Below are 14,827 nucleotides of genomic sequence, written 5' to 3'. Positions count from 1 at the left end.
TAAGGGCTGACCCGGCCCGTAAGTAGCAGCGTCGTACGTACGTCCCCGTACCCGGTCCCGTACCGTGTCCGGGGACGTACGCGCGTATGACGGTGGAGCGGGAGGCGGACTGACATGGCCGTGAAGGACCGGGACCGGTTCTCCACCGCGACCAGGATCCGGTTGCTCGGCGAGCAGACCGCGGCCCGGGTCTACCGCTCCCAGACCAAGCGCCAGGCCCGCCGCTCGCGGCTGACCGGCCGGGCCGCGCTGCTCGCCCTGGTGATGTGCTCGCTGATCGTGGCCCTGGCCTACCCGATGCGGGAGTACGTCTCACAGCGGGCCGAGATCGACGACCTCCAGCGCGAACAGCAGCAGGCCCGTGAGCGCGTCGAACGGCTGCGCGACCTGAAGGCGCGCTGGCAGGACGACGCGTACGCCGAGCAGCAGATCCGCAAGCGGTTGCACTACGTCATGCCGGGGGAGACGGGGTTCATCGTCATCGACCCGCACGCGGCGAAGCAGTCGCGCACCGACCTGGGGGCGGCGGACCGCCCTTGGTACTCCAACGTCTGGGACGGCGTCGACAAGTCCGACGCCTCCGGCCAGTGACCTGGCCTCCCAGCCGGCGATCAGAGAAAGACAGCCTGAAGACAGTCATGGAAACGCCCCCGCCGACCACCCCGCGCACCGAGCCCACCGACGCGGACGTCGAGGCCTTCGAGCAGCAGCTCGGCCGGCCCCCGCGCGGTCTGCGCGCGATCGCCCACCGCTGCCCGTGCGGACAGCCGGACGTCGTCGAGACGGCCCCGCGCCTGCCGGACGGGACGCCGTTCCCCACGCTGTACTACCTGACGTGCCCGCGCGCCGCCTCGGCGATCGGCACGCTGGAGGCCAACGGCGTGATGAAGGAGATGACCGAGCGGCTGGCCTCGGACCCGGAGCTGGCGGCGGCGTACCGGGCCGCGCACGAGGACTACATCCGGCGGCGCGACGAGATCGAGGAGCTGAAGAACTTCCCGAGCGCGGGCGGCATGCCGGACCGGGTGAAGTGCCTGCACGTGCTGGTGGGCCACTCGCTGGCCGCCGGCCCCGGGGTGAACCCGCTCGGCGACGAGGCGATCGCGATGCTGCCCGAGTGGTGGCGCAAGGGCCCGTGCGTGACGCCCGTCGAGGAGGACGCCCAGTGACCCGGGTCGCCGCCGTGGACTGCGGTACGAACTCCATCCGGCTCCTGGTCGCCGACGCCGACCCGGCCACCGGCGAGCTGGTGGACCTGGACCGCCGGATGACGATCGTGCGGCTCGGGCAGGGCGTCGACCGCACCGGCCGGCTCGCTCCCGAGGCACTGCAGCGGACCTTCGCAGCGTGCCGCGAGTACGCCGGGATCATCAAGGAGCACGGGGCGGAGCGGCTGCGGTTCGTGGCGACCTCCGCCTCCCGGGACGCCGAGAACCGGGACGAGTTCGTGCGCGGGGTGCTGGACATCCTGGGCGTCGAGCCCGAGGTGATCTCCGGGGACCAGGAGGCCGCGTTCTCCTTCACCGGTGCCACCAAGGAGCTCGCCGGGGGCGACCACCTCCCCAAGCCTTACCTGGTGGTGGACATCGGCGGCGGCTCGACCGAGTTCGTCGTGGGCGACGACCGGGTCCGGGCGGCCCGCTCGGTGGACATCGGCTGTGTCCGCATGACCGAGCGGCACCTGGTCCGGGACGGGGCGGTGAGCGACCCGCCGTCCGCGGAGCAGATCGCGGCGATGCGGGCCGACATCGAGGCAGCGCTCGACCTCGCCGAGCAGACGGTCCCGCTGCGCGAGGCGCGCACGCTGGTCGGCCTGGCCGGTTCGGTGACGACCGTGTCGGCGATCGCCCAGGAGCTGCCCGAGTACGACTCGCAGGCCATCCACCATTCCCGTGTCTCCCACGACCGGGTCCGCGAGATCACCGAGTGGCTGCTGCGCTCCACCCACGCCGAGCGGGCGGCCGTGCCGTCCATGCACCCGGGCCGGGTCGATGTGATCGGGGCCGGTGCCCTCGTCCTCCTGTCGATCATGGAGCGGATCGGTGCTCAGGAGGTCGTCGTGAGCGAGCACGACATCCTCGACGGCATCGCGTGGTCGGTCGCGTAGCCCGCTTCTGAGCAGGCATGGATCACGAATGAGCGTCTCCCGGGGGGCCCGGACGCCCCCCGGGGGACAGCCCGCCGGAAAAGTTCGTGAAGTTCTTCACAAGGAATTCGGCCCTCTCGGGCGAAGAGAGGGGTCGCGTTGACCCGTCCGGGGGCTGAACAGGCCTTTGAACATGTTCAGAAGCATGGTATGGAGGTGTCCGGGAAGGGGCTCGCAGTGGCGCTCCGGAGGTTCTCACGGTGGCCTCTCGGGCACAGAGAGGCAGCTCACGCGCCATTGACAACCCTCCGCGGTACACAAAGGGGCCCGGTTGTCACCATGACATGGATCACGCGGGCCGCGGAGGATAGCACACACCCCACCCATGCTTGTGAAGGGGCGCACGAGCCACCCCCCTGAGTCGGGTGGATACTCGATGGCATGAGCACCACGGAGCGTCCCAGGATCCTCGTAGTAGGCGGTGGGTACGTAGGCCTGTACGCAGCTCGGCGCATCCAGAAGAAGATGCGCTACGGCGAGGCGACCGTCACGGTCGTCGACCCCCGGTCGTACATGACCTACCAGCCCTTCCTCCCCGAAGCCGCCGCCGGCAACATCTCCCCGCGCCACGTCGTCGTCCCGCTGCGACGCGTGCTGCCCAAGGCGGAGGTCCTCACCGGCCGGGTCACCACCATCGACCAGGACCGCAAGGTCGCCACGGTCTCCCCGCTGGTCGGCGAGGCCTACGAGCTGCCCTTCGACTACCTGGTGATCGCGCTCGGCGCGGTCTCCCGCACCTTCCCGATCCCCGGCCTCGCCGAACAGGGCATCGGCATGAAGGGCGTCGAGGAGGCCATCGGCCTGCGCAACCACGTCCTGGAGCAGCTGGACAAGGCCGACTCCACCACCGACGAGGAGATCCGCCGCAAGGCGCTCACCTTCGTCTTCGTGGGCGGCGGCTTCGCCGGTGCGGAGACCATCGGCGAGGTCGAGGACATGGCCCGCGACGCGGCGAAGTACTACAAGAACGTGTCCCGTGAGGACATGCGCTTCATCCTGGTCGACGCCGCCGACAAGATCCTCCCCGAGGTCGGCCCCAAGCTCGGCAAGTACGGCAAGGAGCACCTCGAAGGCCGCGGCGTCGAGGTCTACCTGTCCACCTCCATGGACTCCTGCGTCGACGGCCACGTCGTGCTGAAGAACGGCCTGGAGGTCGACTCCAGCACCATCGTCTGGACCGCCGGGGTCAAGCCGAACCCGGCCCTGGCCCGCTACGGCCTGCCCCTCGGCCCCCGGGGCCACGTCGACTGCGAGCCGACCCTCCAGGTCAAGGGCACCGACTACATCTGGGCCGCCGGCGACAACGCTCAGGTTCCGGACCTCGTCGGCCGCAAGGCGGGCAACGAGAACGCCTGGTGCCCGCCCAACGCCCAGCACGCGCTGCGCCAGGCCAAGGTCCTCGGCGACAACGTCGTGTCCGGCATGCGAGGCTTCCCGCAAAAGGACTACGCCCACGCCAACAAGGGCGCGGTGGCCGGTCTCGGCCTCCACAAGGGCGTCGCGATGATCGTCATGGGCAAGATGAAGATCAAGCTCAAGGGCCGTCTCGCCTGGTACATGCACCGTGGCTACCACGGTCTGGCGATGCCGACCTGGAACCGCAAGATCCGCGTCTTCGCCGACTGGACCCTGGCGATGTTCCTCAAGCGCGAGGTCGTCTCCCTCGGCGCGATGGAGACGCCGCGCGAGGAGTTCTACGAGGCCGCCAAGCCGGCACCGGTCGCCGCCGCGCCGAAGGAGAAGACCGAGGAGAAGGCCAAGGCCTCCTGACCTCCGGTCGGTCAACCGCCTGACGAAGGGCCTCCCGCCATCCGTGGTGCGGGAGGCCCTTCGGCGTGTCAGGGGCCGCGTCCGGGCGGGCGAAGGGGCGGTTTTGCCCAGTCCTGACGCGTGCCGGGGACTGCGCAGAAGCCCCGCAGGTGTTTACGTGGTGTCGGACATTCCGGGATTCCTTGTCACGGAGGTGTACACCATGGCAGACGCCGCGCCGCGGCTGCAGGGCCTCTTCACACAGTTGCTGGGAGCACCGCTCCCGGTGCGCATCCGCGCCTGGGACGGTTCGCAGGCCGGCCCGCCGGGCGCGCCGACCCTGGTCGTACGCAACCGCCGCGCGCTGCGCCGCCTGCTGTGGAAGCCGGGCGAACTGGGCCTGGCCCGCGCCTGGGTGGCGGGCGACCTCGACATCGAGGGCGACCTCTACACGACCCTCGATCGGCTGGCCGGTCTCATCTGGGAGCGCGGCGAGGACGCCCGCACCCTCGCCCAGGCGCTGCGCGACCCCGAGGCCCGCGCCGCCGTCCGCGGACTGGTCCGGCTCGCCGGACCCCCGCTGCCGCCCGCCCCGCCCCGCGAAGAGGCCCGCAGTCCCCGCCGCCACCTGCACACCAAGCGCACCGACCGCCGCGCCATCAGCCACCACTACGACGTCGGCAACGACTTCTACGAGATCGTCCTCGGCCCGTCCATGGTGTACTCCTGCGCCTACTGGCCCACCCCGGACAGCACCCTCGAACAGGCCCAGCGGGACAAGCTCGAACTCGTCTGCCGCAAGCTCGGTCTGAGACCCGGCCTGCGGCTGCTCGACGTCGGCTGCGGCTGGGGCTCCATGGCCATCCACGCCGCCCGCGAGCACCGCGTGAACGTCGTCGGCGTCACGCTCTCCCAGGAGCAGGCCGCCTACGCCCGCAAGCGCGTCGCCGACGAGGGGCTCACCGACAAGGTCGAGATCCGCGTCCAGGACTACCGCGACGTCCGCGACGGGCCCTACGACGCGGTCTCCTCCATCGGCATGGCCGAACACGTCGGCGCCGAGCGGTACCTGGAGTACGCCGACGACCTGTTCAACCTGCTCAAGCCCGGCGGACGGCTCCTGAACCACCAGATCGCCCGCCGCCCGCAGCGCGACGAGTCGACGTACAGCGTCGACGCGTTCATCGACTCCTACGTCTTCCCCGACGGCGAGCTCCAGCCGATCGGCAGCACCGTGGCCCAGCTGGAGCGCGCCGGGTTCGAGGTGCGCGACGTCGAGGCCATCCGCGACCACTACGCCCTCACCCTGCGCCAGTGGGTGTCCCGACTGGAGGCAGACTGGCAGCGTGCCGTCCAGCTGGCCGGCCCCGGCCGCGCCCGCGTCTGGCGCCTGTACATGGCGGCGTGTGCGCTGGCCTTCGAGCGCAACCGCATCGGCGTCAACCAGGTCCTGGCCGTCCGCACCCCCGAAGCCGGGACGTCGGGCATGCCGCTGCGCTCCCGTACCTGGAACTGAGAACGGGGAAGGGCCCCTCTCCCACCCGGGGAAGGGGCCCTTGGCGCATCCGCCGGATCACTCCGCCTTGATGGCGTCCAGCATGTTCAGCCGCGCCGCACGCCGGGCCGGCCACAGCGCCGCGAGGACACCCACCGTCGCGGCCAGCAGCAGGAAGACGCCCATCCGGGCCCAGGGGAGGACCAGTTCGTAGGTCGTCAGCTGCGTGGCCAGCAGCTCACCGGCCGCCCAGCCGAAGAACACACCCAGGCCGATGCCCAGCACCCCGCCGAACAGGGAGATCACCAGGGACTCCAGGCGGACCATCTGCTTGATGCCCTTGCGGTCCAGACCGATCGCCCGGAGCATGCCGATCTCCTGGGAGCGTTCGAAGACCGACATGGCCAGGGTGTTGATGACGCCGAGAACCGCCACGATCACCGCCATGGCGAGCAGGCCGTAGAGCATGTTCAGCATCAGCGTGACCATCTGCGCGATCTCGTTGGAGATGTCCGCCTTGGACTGGACCTTGATGCCCGGGTTGGTGCCAAGGGCCTTCTCCAGCTTGTCCTGCACCGCGCCGGACGTGCCGTCCGCGGTCTTCACCATGACCTTCATGTTGTACGGGTCCGACGTGTGCGGGGCGAGGGTCTTCTCGTCGAGCAGGATGCCGCGCAGGAAGTCGTTGCTCTCGTAGGTCCCGGCGACCGTGAGCTTCTGCTTCTTGCCGTCCTCGTAGGCGAGGGTGAAGGCGGAACCGGCCTTCCAGCCGTAGGACTTGGCCGTCTCGCTGTCCACGACGACGTCGCCGCCGCCGACCTTGAAGGCGCCTTCGTCCACCTTCGGACCCACCAGGTCGCCGATCGCGCCGCCGTTCACACCGGTCACGTACTCGCTCTGCCCGTCGATCCGGGTCTCGGCGTTGAGCATCGGGCTGGTGGCGGTGACGTCACCGGCCTGCTTCAGCTTCTTCTCGACGTCCGGCGACAGCGGGTTGCCGTTCGCCATGGACACCACGTAGTCGGCCTTGATCGACGCCGACGCCATTTTCACGATGGCCTGCTGCACGCTGCTCGCCGTCACCGTCATGCCCGTGATCAGGGTCAGGCCGATCATCAGCGCGGAGGCGGTGGCGGCCGTACGGCGCGGGTTGCGCACCGAGTTCTGCCGGGCCAGTTTGCCGGAGATGCCGAAGGCGCGCAGCACCGGCGCCGCGGCGGCGATCAGCGGGCGGGACAGCAGCGGCGTCAGGATGAACACGCCGATGATCAGCAGTACCGCGCCGAAGCCCATCGGTATCTGGCCGTCCGAGCCGTCCATGGTCGTGGCCACGAGGACCACGGCGATGCCCGCGGCCGAGACCAGGGTGCCCAGCGTGTTGCGCAGCACCAGCGACTTGGTCGTGGCCTTGGCGTGCACGCTGCTCATGGCAGCCACCGGCGGGATCTTCGCGGCCCGGCGGCCGGGCAGCCACGCCGCCAGCATGGTCACCAGGATGCCGACCGCGAGCGCGGCGACGATGGTCGTCGGCTTGATCACCAGCGGACCGTCGGGCACGGTCGCGTCGAACGTGCCCATCAGGGAGCGCAGTCCGGCCCCGATGCCGATGCCCGCGATCAGCCCGGTCACGGCGGCGACCGCGCCGACCACGAACGCCTCGATCAGCACCGAGCGCGTCACCTGCCGGCGCGAGGCGCCGACCGCGCGCATCAGCGCCAGCTCCCTGGTGCGCTGGGCGACCAGCATGGTGAAGGTGTTGGCGATGATGAACGTGCCGACGAACAGGGCGATGCCGGCGAAGACCAGCAGGCCCGTCTGCATGCCGCTCATCGACCGGGCGATCATCTGCGCCTGGTCGTCGGCGAGTTGCTTGCCGGTGGTGGTGGAGACGGTGCCTTCGGGCAGTGCCTTGTCCAGCTGCGCCTTCAGCGCGGCCTGGGTGACGCCCGGCTTGGCCTTGACGTCGATCTCGTCGTACACGCCCGGCTTGCCCAGCAGTTTCTGGGCGGTCGCCGTGTCGAACAGGGTGAGGCTGCCGCCGGCCGCGACGTTGCCGTCGTCGGTGGTGAAGATGCCGGTGATCTTCGGTGTCAGGACCGGCCCGTCGACGGACATCCGTACGGTGTCGCCGACCTCGTAGCCGGCGCGCTTCGCCGTCGCGGAGTCGATGAGGATCTCGCCCGGGCCCTTGGGGGCGTGCCCGCTGACGAGCGGGTAACGCGGGTCCTTGGTGCCCCAGTAGTTGCCGCCCTGCGACTGGAAGCCCTGGCCGATCAGCTTGCCGTTCTTGTCGGCGACGGCGGTGAAGTTGTGCACGACCCCGATGGCGGACGCGGCCCCGGGCACCCGCTCGCTCTTGTCGAGCGTGGCCTGGTTCAGCTCGTGGAGTTTGCCGACCCGGTCGCCCTCGGAAGCCTCGTACTCCGCCGTCATGGCGACGTCGACGTGGTCGAAGCCCTTCGCCGAACTCTTCTGGTAGGCGTCGGAGATGGTGTTGGTGAAGACCAGGGTCCCCGACACGAAGGCCACGCCGAGCATCACGGCGAGCACGGTCATCAGGAGCCGGGCCTTGTGCGCGAGCACGGTGCGCAAGGCGGTACGGAACATGGGTTCTTCTTCTCAGTCCTGTCGGTCCTGACGGGGGATCAGCTGGTGCGGCCCTTGGCGTCGAACGCCTTCATGCGGTCGAGCACCAAGTCGGCCGTCGGCCCGTGCATCTCGTCGACGATCCGGCCGTCCGCCAGGAAGATCACCCGGTCCGCGTAGGCCGCGGCCACCGGGTCGTGCGTCACCATCACGACCGTCTGGCCCAGCTCCCGCACGGAGTTGCGCAGGAAGCCCAGCACCTCGGCGCCGGAGCGCGAGTCGAGGTTTCCGGTGGGCTCGTCGCCGAAGATGATCTCGGGCCGGGAGGCCAGCGCCCGGGCCACGGCGACGCGCTGCTGCTGTCCGCCGGAGAGCTGGGACGGGCGGTGACCGAGCCGGTCCGCCAGGCCGACCATCCGGATGACGGAGTCCAGCCACTCCTTGTCCGGCTTGCGCCCCGCGATGTCCATCGGAAGGGTGATGTTCTCCAGGGCCGTCAGGGTCGGCAGCAGGTTGAACGCCTGGAAGATGAAGCCGATCTTGTCCCGGCGCAGCTTGGTCAGCTGCTTGTCCTTCAGGGAGCCGAGCTCGGTGTCGCCTATGCGCACCGACCCGGAGGAGAAGGAGTCGAGGCCGGCCACGCAGTGCATCAGCGTGGACTTGCCGGAACCGGAGGGGCCCATGATCGCGGTGAACTCCGCCTGCCGGAAGTCCACAGAGACCCGGTCCAGGGCGACCACCTGGGTCTCACCCTGTCCGTAGATCTTCGACAGATCCGTGGCGCGCGCGGCCGCGGTGGTGGCCCGGTCGGTGAGGGGTGCGGTGGTCACGGGATGGTTCTCCTGTCGGACGGCTGGGGTCGGGGAAGGACGTGTTCCATCGTCCAGGTCCCACGCCGCCGTGTAGTCACCCGTTGTTCCGGTTCCGAAGGCCGTCTGCGGTCTGACCGCGCGGCGCAGTGTCATACCTGGGGATGACGAACGCCCCTGAGGGGCCGCGGTGTCGGGAACCGATGAGTCCGGGTGTCGAGAACAGGTGGAGTGCCCTCGTTCAGGCGGTGAAATTCCGTCATTCCGCATGCGCGGCCGACCGTCGCACGCAAGGCTATTGGCAAGTGCGGATGGCGTGTTCCGTGTGCTGATGCACCCTCAGACGTCAATAAAATAAGACAACATCGGTCCACGCTTCCGCTGTTCGGGGGACCCGTCCGGATAGTCTCGGAACCTCGATGCGGAGCCCACGGCCTGCCCGGATGGTGGAATGCAGACACGGCGAGCTTAAACCTCGCTGCCCCTTCGCGGGCGTGCCGGTTCAAGTCCGGCTCCGGGCACCTTCCGATCCCTGCGTGGTCCATTGAAGAGTTCACGGCGTGCCCGTTGACAGCGGTCGCATGCCGTCGGACACTCACAGGCACATGGTGAAGGAAATTTCACCTGACGAACGCAGATGCACGAGAAGAGGTCGCCCGATGCGTACCACCGTCGGCATCATCGGAGCGGGCCCGGCCGGCCTCCTCCTCGCCCGGCTGCTCCACAACGCCGGCATCGACTCCGTCGTCCTGGAGGGCCGCGACCGCGCCTACGTGGAGCGGCGGCAGCGGGCCGGGATCCTGGAGCAGGGCACGGCGGACGTGCTGCGCGCGGCCGGAGCCGGGGAGCGCCTGGATCGCGAGGGGCTGCGCCACGACGGCATCGAACTGCGCTTCGACCGCACGCGCCACCGCGTCGACTTCCCCGCCCTCACCGGCGGCCGGTCCGTGATGGTCTACGCCCAGACCGAGGTGTGCAAGGACCTCATCGCCCTCCAGCTCCGGGAGGGCGGGCCCCTGCTCTTCGAGGCGGAGGCGCTGGCCGTGGAGGACGCCGGCACCGACGCCCCGCGGATCCGCTTCCGCCACGAGGGCCGCGAGGACGTCCTGGAGTGCGCCTACGTCGTCGGCTGCGACGGCTTCTGGGGCGTGGCCCGCAAGGCGATCCCCGCCGCACTCACCCAGGTCTTCGAACGTACGTACCCCTTCGGCTGGCTCGGCATCCTCGCCGACGTGCCGCCCTCGCACGACGAACTGGTCTACGCCCGCCACGACCGCGGCTTCGCCCTGCTGTCCATGCGCTCGCCGTCCGTCTCCCGGCTCTACCTCCAGGTGCCCGACGGCACCGACCCCGGGGCCTGGAGCGACGAGGAGATCTGGGACGAGCTGGAGCGCCGGTTCGAGACCGACGACGACTGGCGCCTGGAGCGCGGCCCGATCACCCAGAAGACGGTCACCCCCATGCGCTCCTACGTCCACGAGCCCATGCGCCACGGCCGCCTCTTCCTCGCCGGCGACGCCGCGCACATCGTGCCGCCGACCGGCGCGAAGGGGCTGAACCTCGCCGCCGGTGACGTCGCCACCTTCGCCCGGGCCCTCGTCCACCAGCAGGAGACCGGATCGCCCGAGCTGCTCGACGCCTACTCGCGGACCTGCCTGCACCGCGTCTGGCAGGCCGAGCGGTTCTCCTACGACATGACGGCCCTGCTGCACCGCGCACCCGGCGCGACGGCCTTCGAGGACCGGCTCCAGCTCGCCCGGCTGGAGCGGATCGCCTCCTCCCGCGCCGCGGAGACGGACCTGGCGGAGGCGTACACCGGCTTCCCCTTCGGATGAGCCGGTGAATGGCCCCCTCCGGTGAGGGGAATCACGAAGCCACGTAGCGTGTTGCGCAGCACGACGAGGGAAAGATCCTCCCCAAGCAGTAGGGTCATTCCTTTGCCTACCTATTACTCTTGAGCCAAGGCCACGCCTGGTGGCCATGGAGGAGTGAAATGAGGAGCAGAAACCCGGTCTTCTCGCGACGGGGGTTCAGCCGCGACAACGGCTACGCGGGCTTCAACACCGCGCCGCAGGCCGGGGGTCCCGCTGTCGCCACCCAGGGCAACCCGTACGCGCAGCCGACGGGCGACCAGTACGCGCAGAACCCGTACGCGCAGAACCCTTACGCCCAGCAGGACCTGCAGCACGGCGCACCGCCGCAGGCACCGGCCACCACCGGCCGGATGACCATCGACGACGTCGTCCTGCGCACGGCGAGCACGCTCGGCGTGCTCATCGTCACCGCGGCGCTCTCCTGGGCGCTGCTGCCGGTCGACGACGCCAACATCAGCCGCAGTTACGGCATCGGCATCGGTGCCGCGCTGATCGGCATGGTCCTGGCGTTCGTGCAGTCCTTCAAGCGCAAGGCCTCGCCCGCGCTGATCCTGACGTACGCCGCGTTCGAGGGTGTCTTCCTCGGCGTCATCTCCAACATCGTCGACAACCGCATCGCCGATGGCGCGGCCATGCAGGCCGTGATCGGCACCATGGCGGTCTTCGCCGGTGTGCTGATCGCCTACAAGGCCGGCTGGATCCGCGTCAACCGCCGCTTCTACGGCTTCGTGATGGCGGCCGCGCTCGGCTTCATCCTGCTGATGACCGTGAACCTGCTGTTCGCGGTGTTCGGCGGCGGTGACGGTCTCGGCTTCCGCAGTGGCGCCCTCGGCGTCGTCTTCGGCGTCATCGGCATCATCCTCGGCGCCTGCTTCCTCGCCCTGGACTTCAAGCAGGTCGAGGACGGCGTCGCCTACGGCGCCCCGCGCGAGGAGGCCTGGCTCGCGGCCTTCGGCCTCACGCTGACGCTGGTGTGGATCTACCTGGAGTTCCTGAGGCTTCTCTCGATCCTCAACAGCAGCGACTAGTTCCGACGGTCGTAGCGCGAAGGGCCCCGGCTCCGGCCGGGGCCCTTCGTCGTCCAGGCGTACGGGCCCGGAGCGGTGCGCGCTTAGGGTCTGTCGTCTGGATCAGGCCCTAGAGCAGTTTGCGCGCGGCCCTCCTCAGGTCGTACTCGTGGATGATCGCCTTCGCGTGGCCGTACGCGAGGTTGTGCTCGTGCCGGAGCCAGCTGACTTTTTCCTCGAAGCGGAAGAGTGACGGGCCGTCCTCGACGGTGCGCAACCAGTCGGAGATCTCACGACCGGTGCAGTGGGGGATGCGGGCGAGCATGTTGCGATGGGTCTCTTCGGAGAAGACTTGGGACATCGGCGCCTCCGGACGCTGGGATGTAAGCCGGTCCTTCAGGTCACCGTGCCTGAGTGTTCGCCCGTTGGCAACAGTCCCGGTGCGACGCGTACGCTCGCGGCGTGGTTGATACGACGCCTCTGACCCGTGCGGTGGAACACTTCGCCGATCGTTTGAGGGCCGCGCCCCAGAGCCGGTTGCAGCGGGGAGCTGCCGCTGAAGCGCTGGCGCTGGCCCGGCAGCTCGCTCGTTGGGCGCAGGAGCTGGAGGAACCGGGCGTGGAGCCTCGGGAGATGCCGGATGCGGGGATGTTCGCGGCGGCGGATCAGATCACCGTGGCCGGGAATGATCTGGCCGTTGCGCTTCGCAGCGATGCCGACCTCGATGGAGCGCTGACGTTGGTGGAGGAGGCGCAGAAGCGGGCGGGGGTCTGAGCGACGTTTGCGGATGCAGGTTTCGTGTGGTTGCTCGCGCGGCTTCCCGCGCCCCTGAAGCACTACAGGGACGCGATGACCCGGTCGGCCAGGATGTAGACGTTCTCCTCGCCGCACTCGAACGTCAGGGTGTAGGCGCCGGAGATGCCGGAGCCGCCCAGGAGGACGGGGGTCTTGCCCGTGCGCAGGGCCGCGGCGAGGTGTTCCGCCGTCTCGCGGTGGCCCGGGGTCATGCACAGGGTCGTGCCGTCGGCGAACACGTAGACGTCCAGGGTGCCCAGCGGGCCGGGGCGGACGTCCGTCAGCTCGACGCGGGAGGAGGCCAGCTCCTCCAGGGTGGCGACGGTGCGCTCGTGGTCGTTCACGACGGGCGACTGCGTCGGCACGAAGTCCGGGTGGGAGGGGTGGCGGCGGCGGGCCGCGGCCAGCTCCGGGGACTCGGCGGCCGGCTCCTCGGCCTCCGCGCCGGGCTCGGACACCGGCTCCAGACCCGCGAAATCCGCCTGGCGGGGCAGGAACAGATCGACCTCGGGCAGGCCCAGCAGAGAAGGCGCGTCGGAGGCGTCACGGGCCTCCTGGGCGGCCCAGAACGCCCGCGCCTCGGCGAGCTCCCGCTCCCGCTCCTCGGCGAGCGCGGCCGCCACGGCGGCACGTATCTCATCGGTGTCGGCAGCGGTACGAGCGGCGGGCAGCAGCGCACGGGTGGTGGCGGCGCGGCTCTCGGCCAGCGCGGTGTGCAGGGCCGCGACCTGTCGGCGCAGCTGCAGGACGGTGCGCAGGACGGCGACGCCCACGGCGCCCGTGGCGGCCGTGGTGACCAGCAACGCGATCGGCATGGCGCTCACTGACGTACTCCCGGTTCAAAGTCGACCCCCGACTTCCTACATCAGCTTGAAGGGCGGACTAACCAGCTGTCAGTGCGTAAGGTCACGAAACGGACAGGGCTTCGGTGTCGGGGGAGAGGGTGGGGCTGCTGTGACCTGGGGTTCTCCCCTGGCGGAGGGAGATAGGTCACATCCTGGGGGAGATTGGATCACAAAACAGCCCAGAACCCTGGTGTTTCCAGGGTTCTGGGCCGGTAGCTCACAGCGGGTGCTATGGCGGCTACGGTGCGCCGCTCAGCTGAGGCGCTCGATGACCATGGCCATGCCCTGGCCGCCGCCGACGCACATCGTCTCCAGACCGAACTGCTTGTCGTGGAACTGCAGGGAGTTGATGAGCGTGGTGGTGATGCGGGCGCCGGTCATGCCGAAGGGGTGGCCGACGGCGATGGCACCGCCGTTGACGTTCAGCTTCTCCAGCGGGATGCCCAGGTCGCGGTAGGAGGGGATCACCTGGGCGGCGAACGCCTCGTTGATCTCGACCAGGTCGATGTCGTCGATGGTCAGCCCGGCGCGGCCGAGGGCCTGCTTGCTGGCCTCCACCGGGCCGAGGCCCATGATCTCGGGCGACAGGCCGGAGACGCCGGTCGACACGATGCGGGCGAGCGGGGTGAGGCCGAGCTCGCGGGCCTTGGTGTCGGACATGATCACCAGCGCGGCGGCGCCGTCGTTCAGCGGGCAGCAGTTGGCGGCGGTGACCAGGCCGTCGGGGCGGAAGACCGGCTTGAGGCCCTGCGCGCCCTCCAGTGTGACGCCGGCGCGGGGGCCGTCGTCCTTGGAGACGACCGTGCCGTCGGGGAGGGTCACCGGGGTGATCTCGCGCTCCCAGAAGCCGTTCTTGATGGCCTCTTCGGCGAGGTTCTGCGAGCGGACGCCGAACTCGTCCATGTCCTGGCGGGTGACGCCCTTGGCGCGGGCCAGGTTCTCGGCGGTCTGGCCCATCGCGATGTACGGGTCGGGCAGCAGGCCGTCCTCACGCGGGTCGTGCCAGGTGGAGCCCTCGGACTGGGCGGTCGCGACCGTGCGGGCCTCCGCGTCGGCGAAGAGCGGGTTGTGCGTGTCGGGCAGGCCGTCGGAGCTGCCCTTCGCGTAGCGGGAGACCGTCTCCACGCCCGCCGAGATGAACACGTCGCCCTCGCCGGCCTTGATGGCGTGCAGGGCCATGCGGGAGGTCTGCAGGGAGGAGGAGCAGTACCGGGTGATGGTGCAGCCCGGCAGGTGGTCCATGCCCATCTGTACGGCGACGATGCGGCCGAGGTTGTGGCCCTGCTCGCCGCCGGGCAGGCCGCAGCCGAGCATCAGGTCGTCGATGTCCTTCGGGTCCAGCTCAGGGACCTTGGCCAGGGCGGCCTGGATGATCGTGGCGGTCAGGTCGTCCGGGCGGAGGTCCTTGAGGGAGCCCTTGACGGCGCGGCCGATGGGGGAGCGGGCGGCTGAGACGATCACGGCTTCGGGCATCACGGCTCCATTGACGTACCGGGTGGTCTGCTTGGGCTGTCTGGGAAG

Annotated in this window: 13 protein-coding genes and 1 tRNA gene; 9 read left to right on the top strand and 5 right to left on the bottom strand. The window is 69.9% G+C overall.

Annotated elements, in window-relative coordinates; genetic code table 11:
• Positions 1-114: 114 nt before the first annotated feature.
• The 5 genes from A4E84_RS16265 (at position 115) to A4E84_RS16245 (ending at position 5,411) form a co-directional block, all read left to right on the top strand.
• Positions 115-591, top strand: coding sequence for an FtsB family cell division protein (locus tag A4E84_RS16265; protein WP_062927277.1), 477 nt, complete (start codon positions 115-117; stop codon positions 589-591).
• Positions 592-638: 47 nt separating this feature from the next.
• Positions 639-1,169, top strand: a complete 531-nt coding sequence (locus tag A4E84_RS16260; protein ID WP_062927276.1) for a DUF501 domain-containing protein — start codon at positions 639-641, stop codon at positions 1,167-1,169.
• Positions 1,166-2,107, top strand: coding sequence for a Ppx/GppA phosphatase family protein (locus tag A4E84_RS16255; RefSeq protein WP_062927275.1), 942 nt, complete (start codon positions 1,166-1,168; stop codon positions 2,105-2,107). The genes A4E84_RS16260 and A4E84_RS16255 overlap by 4 nt, the downstream gene beginning before the upstream one ends.
• A 420-nt stretch (positions 2,108-2,527) precedes the next feature.
• Positions 2,528-3,916, top strand: coding sequence for an NAD(P)/FAD-dependent oxidoreductase (locus A4E84_RS16250; protein WP_078625500.1), 1,389 nt, complete (start codon positions 2,528-2,530; stop codon positions 3,914-3,916).
• A 202-nt stretch (positions 3,917-4,118) separates the two neighbouring features.
• A complete protein-coding gene (locus A4E84_RS16245) occupies positions 4,119-5,411 on the top strand; it encodes a class I SAM-dependent methyltransferase (RefSeq protein WP_062931468.1) in 1,293 nt (430 codons plus the stop codon).
• A 57-nt stretch (positions 5,412-5,468) separates the two neighbouring features.
• Here the strand turns inward: A4E84_RS16245 and A4E84_RS16240 are convergent, their stop codons facing one another.
• On the bottom strand, positions 5,469-7,997 hold the full coding sequence (locus A4E84_RS16240) for an ABC transporter permease (RefSeq protein WP_062927274.1): 2,529 nt from the start codon (positions 7,995-7,997) through the stop codon (positions 5,469-5,471).
• A 38-nt stretch (positions 7,998-8,035) separates the two neighbouring features.
• Positions 8,036-8,806: an ABC transporter ATP-binding protein gene (locus A4E84_RS16235; protein WP_062927273.1), complete on the bottom strand. Its 771-nt coding sequence runs from the start codon at positions 8,804-8,806 to the stop codon at positions 8,036-8,038.
• Positions 8,807-9,222: 416 nt separating this feature from the next.
• Between A4E84_RS16235 and A4E84_RS16230 the strand changes: the two genes are divergently transcribed.
• The 3 genes from A4E84_RS16230 to A4E84_RS16220 all read left to right on the top strand — a co-directional run bounded on the left by A4E84_RS16230 (position 9,223) and on the right by A4E84_RS16220 (position 11,687).
• Positions 9,223-9,306: transfer RNA gene (locus A4E84_RS16230), tRNA-Leu, on the top strand.
• A gap of 138 nt (positions 9,307-9,444) precedes the next feature.
• A complete protein-coding gene (locus A4E84_RS16225; protein ID WP_062927272.1) occupies positions 9,445-10,620 on the top strand; it encodes a 4-hydroxybenzoate 3-monooxygenase in 1,176 nt (391 codons plus the stop codon).
• A 158-nt stretch (positions 10,621-10,778) separates the two neighbouring features.
• Positions 10,779-11,687 carry a Bax inhibitor-1/YccA family protein gene (locus tag A4E84_RS16220; protein WP_062927271.1) on the top strand — a complete coding sequence of 303 codons (909 nt, stop codon included), beginning with the start codon at positions 10,779-10,781 and terminating at the stop codon, positions 11,685-11,687.
• A 109-nt stretch (positions 11,688-11,796) separates the two neighbouring features.
• On the opposite strand, the gene A4E84_RS16215 is transcribed toward A4E84_RS16220, so the two are convergent.
• Complete coding sequence (locus tag A4E84_RS16215) at positions 11,797-12,027, bottom strand: DUF4287 domain-containing protein (RefSeq protein WP_033312036.1); 231 nt, start codon at positions 12,025-12,027, stop codon at positions 11,797-11,799.
• Between the two features lie 101 nt (positions 12,028-12,128).
• On the opposite strand from A4E84_RS16215, the gene A4E84_RS16210 reads away from it, so the two are divergent.
• Positions 12,129-12,440 (top strand): hypothetical protein, encoded by a 312-nt coding sequence (locus tag A4E84_RS16210; protein WP_079129370.1) that lies wholly within the window; start codon positions 12,129-12,131, stop codon positions 12,438-12,440.
• A 62-nt stretch (positions 12,441-12,502) separates the two neighbouring features.
• On the opposite strand, the gene A4E84_RS16205 is transcribed toward A4E84_RS16210, so the two are convergent.
• Together A4E84_RS16205 and A4E84_RS16200 are read right to left on the bottom strand one after the other, a co-directional pair.
• Positions 12,503-13,285 (bottom strand): hypothetical protein, encoded by a 783-nt coding sequence (locus A4E84_RS16205; protein WP_062927270.1) that lies wholly within the window; start codon positions 13,283-13,285, stop codon positions 12,503-12,505.
• Positions 13,286-13,558: 273 nt separating this feature from the next.
• The gene (locus A4E84_RS16200; protein ID WP_062927269.1) at positions 13,559-14,779 is read right to left on the bottom strand and encodes an acetyl-CoA C-acetyltransferase; all 1,221 of its coding nucleotides are present in this window, start codon (positions 14,777-14,779) and stop codon (positions 13,559-13,561) included.
• Between the last annotated feature and the right edge of the window lie 48 nt (positions 14,780-14,827).

Source organism: Streptomyces qaidamensis (assembly GCF_001611795.1).
GTDB classification, from domain to species: Bacteria; Actinomycetota; Actinomycetes; order Streptomycetales; family Streptomycetaceae; genus Streptomyces; species Streptomyces qaidamensis.
The sequence above is the reverse complement of the archived record's forward strand: the minus strand, read 5'-3'. Positions and strand labels throughout refer to the sequence as shown.

What these genes read in the sequence shown, in the direction of transcription:
- A4E84_RS16265 (WP_062927277.1), top strand. Translation starts at nt 115, where the DNA reads ATGGCCGTGAAGGACCGGGACCGGTTCTCCACCGCGACCAGGATCCGG.
- A4E84_RS16260 (WP_062927276.1), top strand. Translation starts at nt 639, where the DNA reads ATGGAAACGCCCCCGCCGACCACCCCGCGCACCGAGCCCACCGACGCG.
- A4E84_RS16250 (WP_078625500.1), top strand. Translation starts at nt 2,528, where the DNA reads ATGAGCACCACGGAGCGTCCCAGGATCCTCGTAGTAGGCGGTGGGTAC.
- A4E84_RS16245 (WP_062931468.1), top strand. Translation starts at nt 4,119, where the DNA reads ATGGCAGACGCCGCGCCGCGGCTGCAGGGCCTCTTCACACAGTTGCTG.
- A4E84_RS16240 (WP_062927274.1), bottom strand. Translation starts at nt 7,997, where the DNA reads ATGTTCCGTACCGCCTTGCGCACCGTGCTCGCGCACAAGGCCCGGCTC.
- A4E84_RS16225 (WP_062927272.1), top strand. Translation starts at nt 9,445, where the DNA reads ATGCGTACCACCGTCGGCATCATCGGAGCGGGCCCGGCCGGCCTCCTC.
- A4E84_RS16220 (WP_062927271.1), top strand. Translation starts at nt 10,779, where the DNA reads ATGAGGAGCAGAAACCCGGTCTTCTCGCGACGGGGGTTCAGCCGCGAC.
- A4E84_RS16215 (WP_033312036.1), bottom strand. Translation starts at nt 12,027, where the DNA reads ATGTCCCAAGTCTTCTCCGAAGAGACCCATCGCAACATGCTCGCCCGC.
- A4E84_RS16200 (WP_062927269.1), bottom strand. Translation starts at nt 14,779, where the DNA reads ATGCCCGAAGCCGTGATCGTCTCAGCCGCCCGCTCCCCCATCGGCCGC.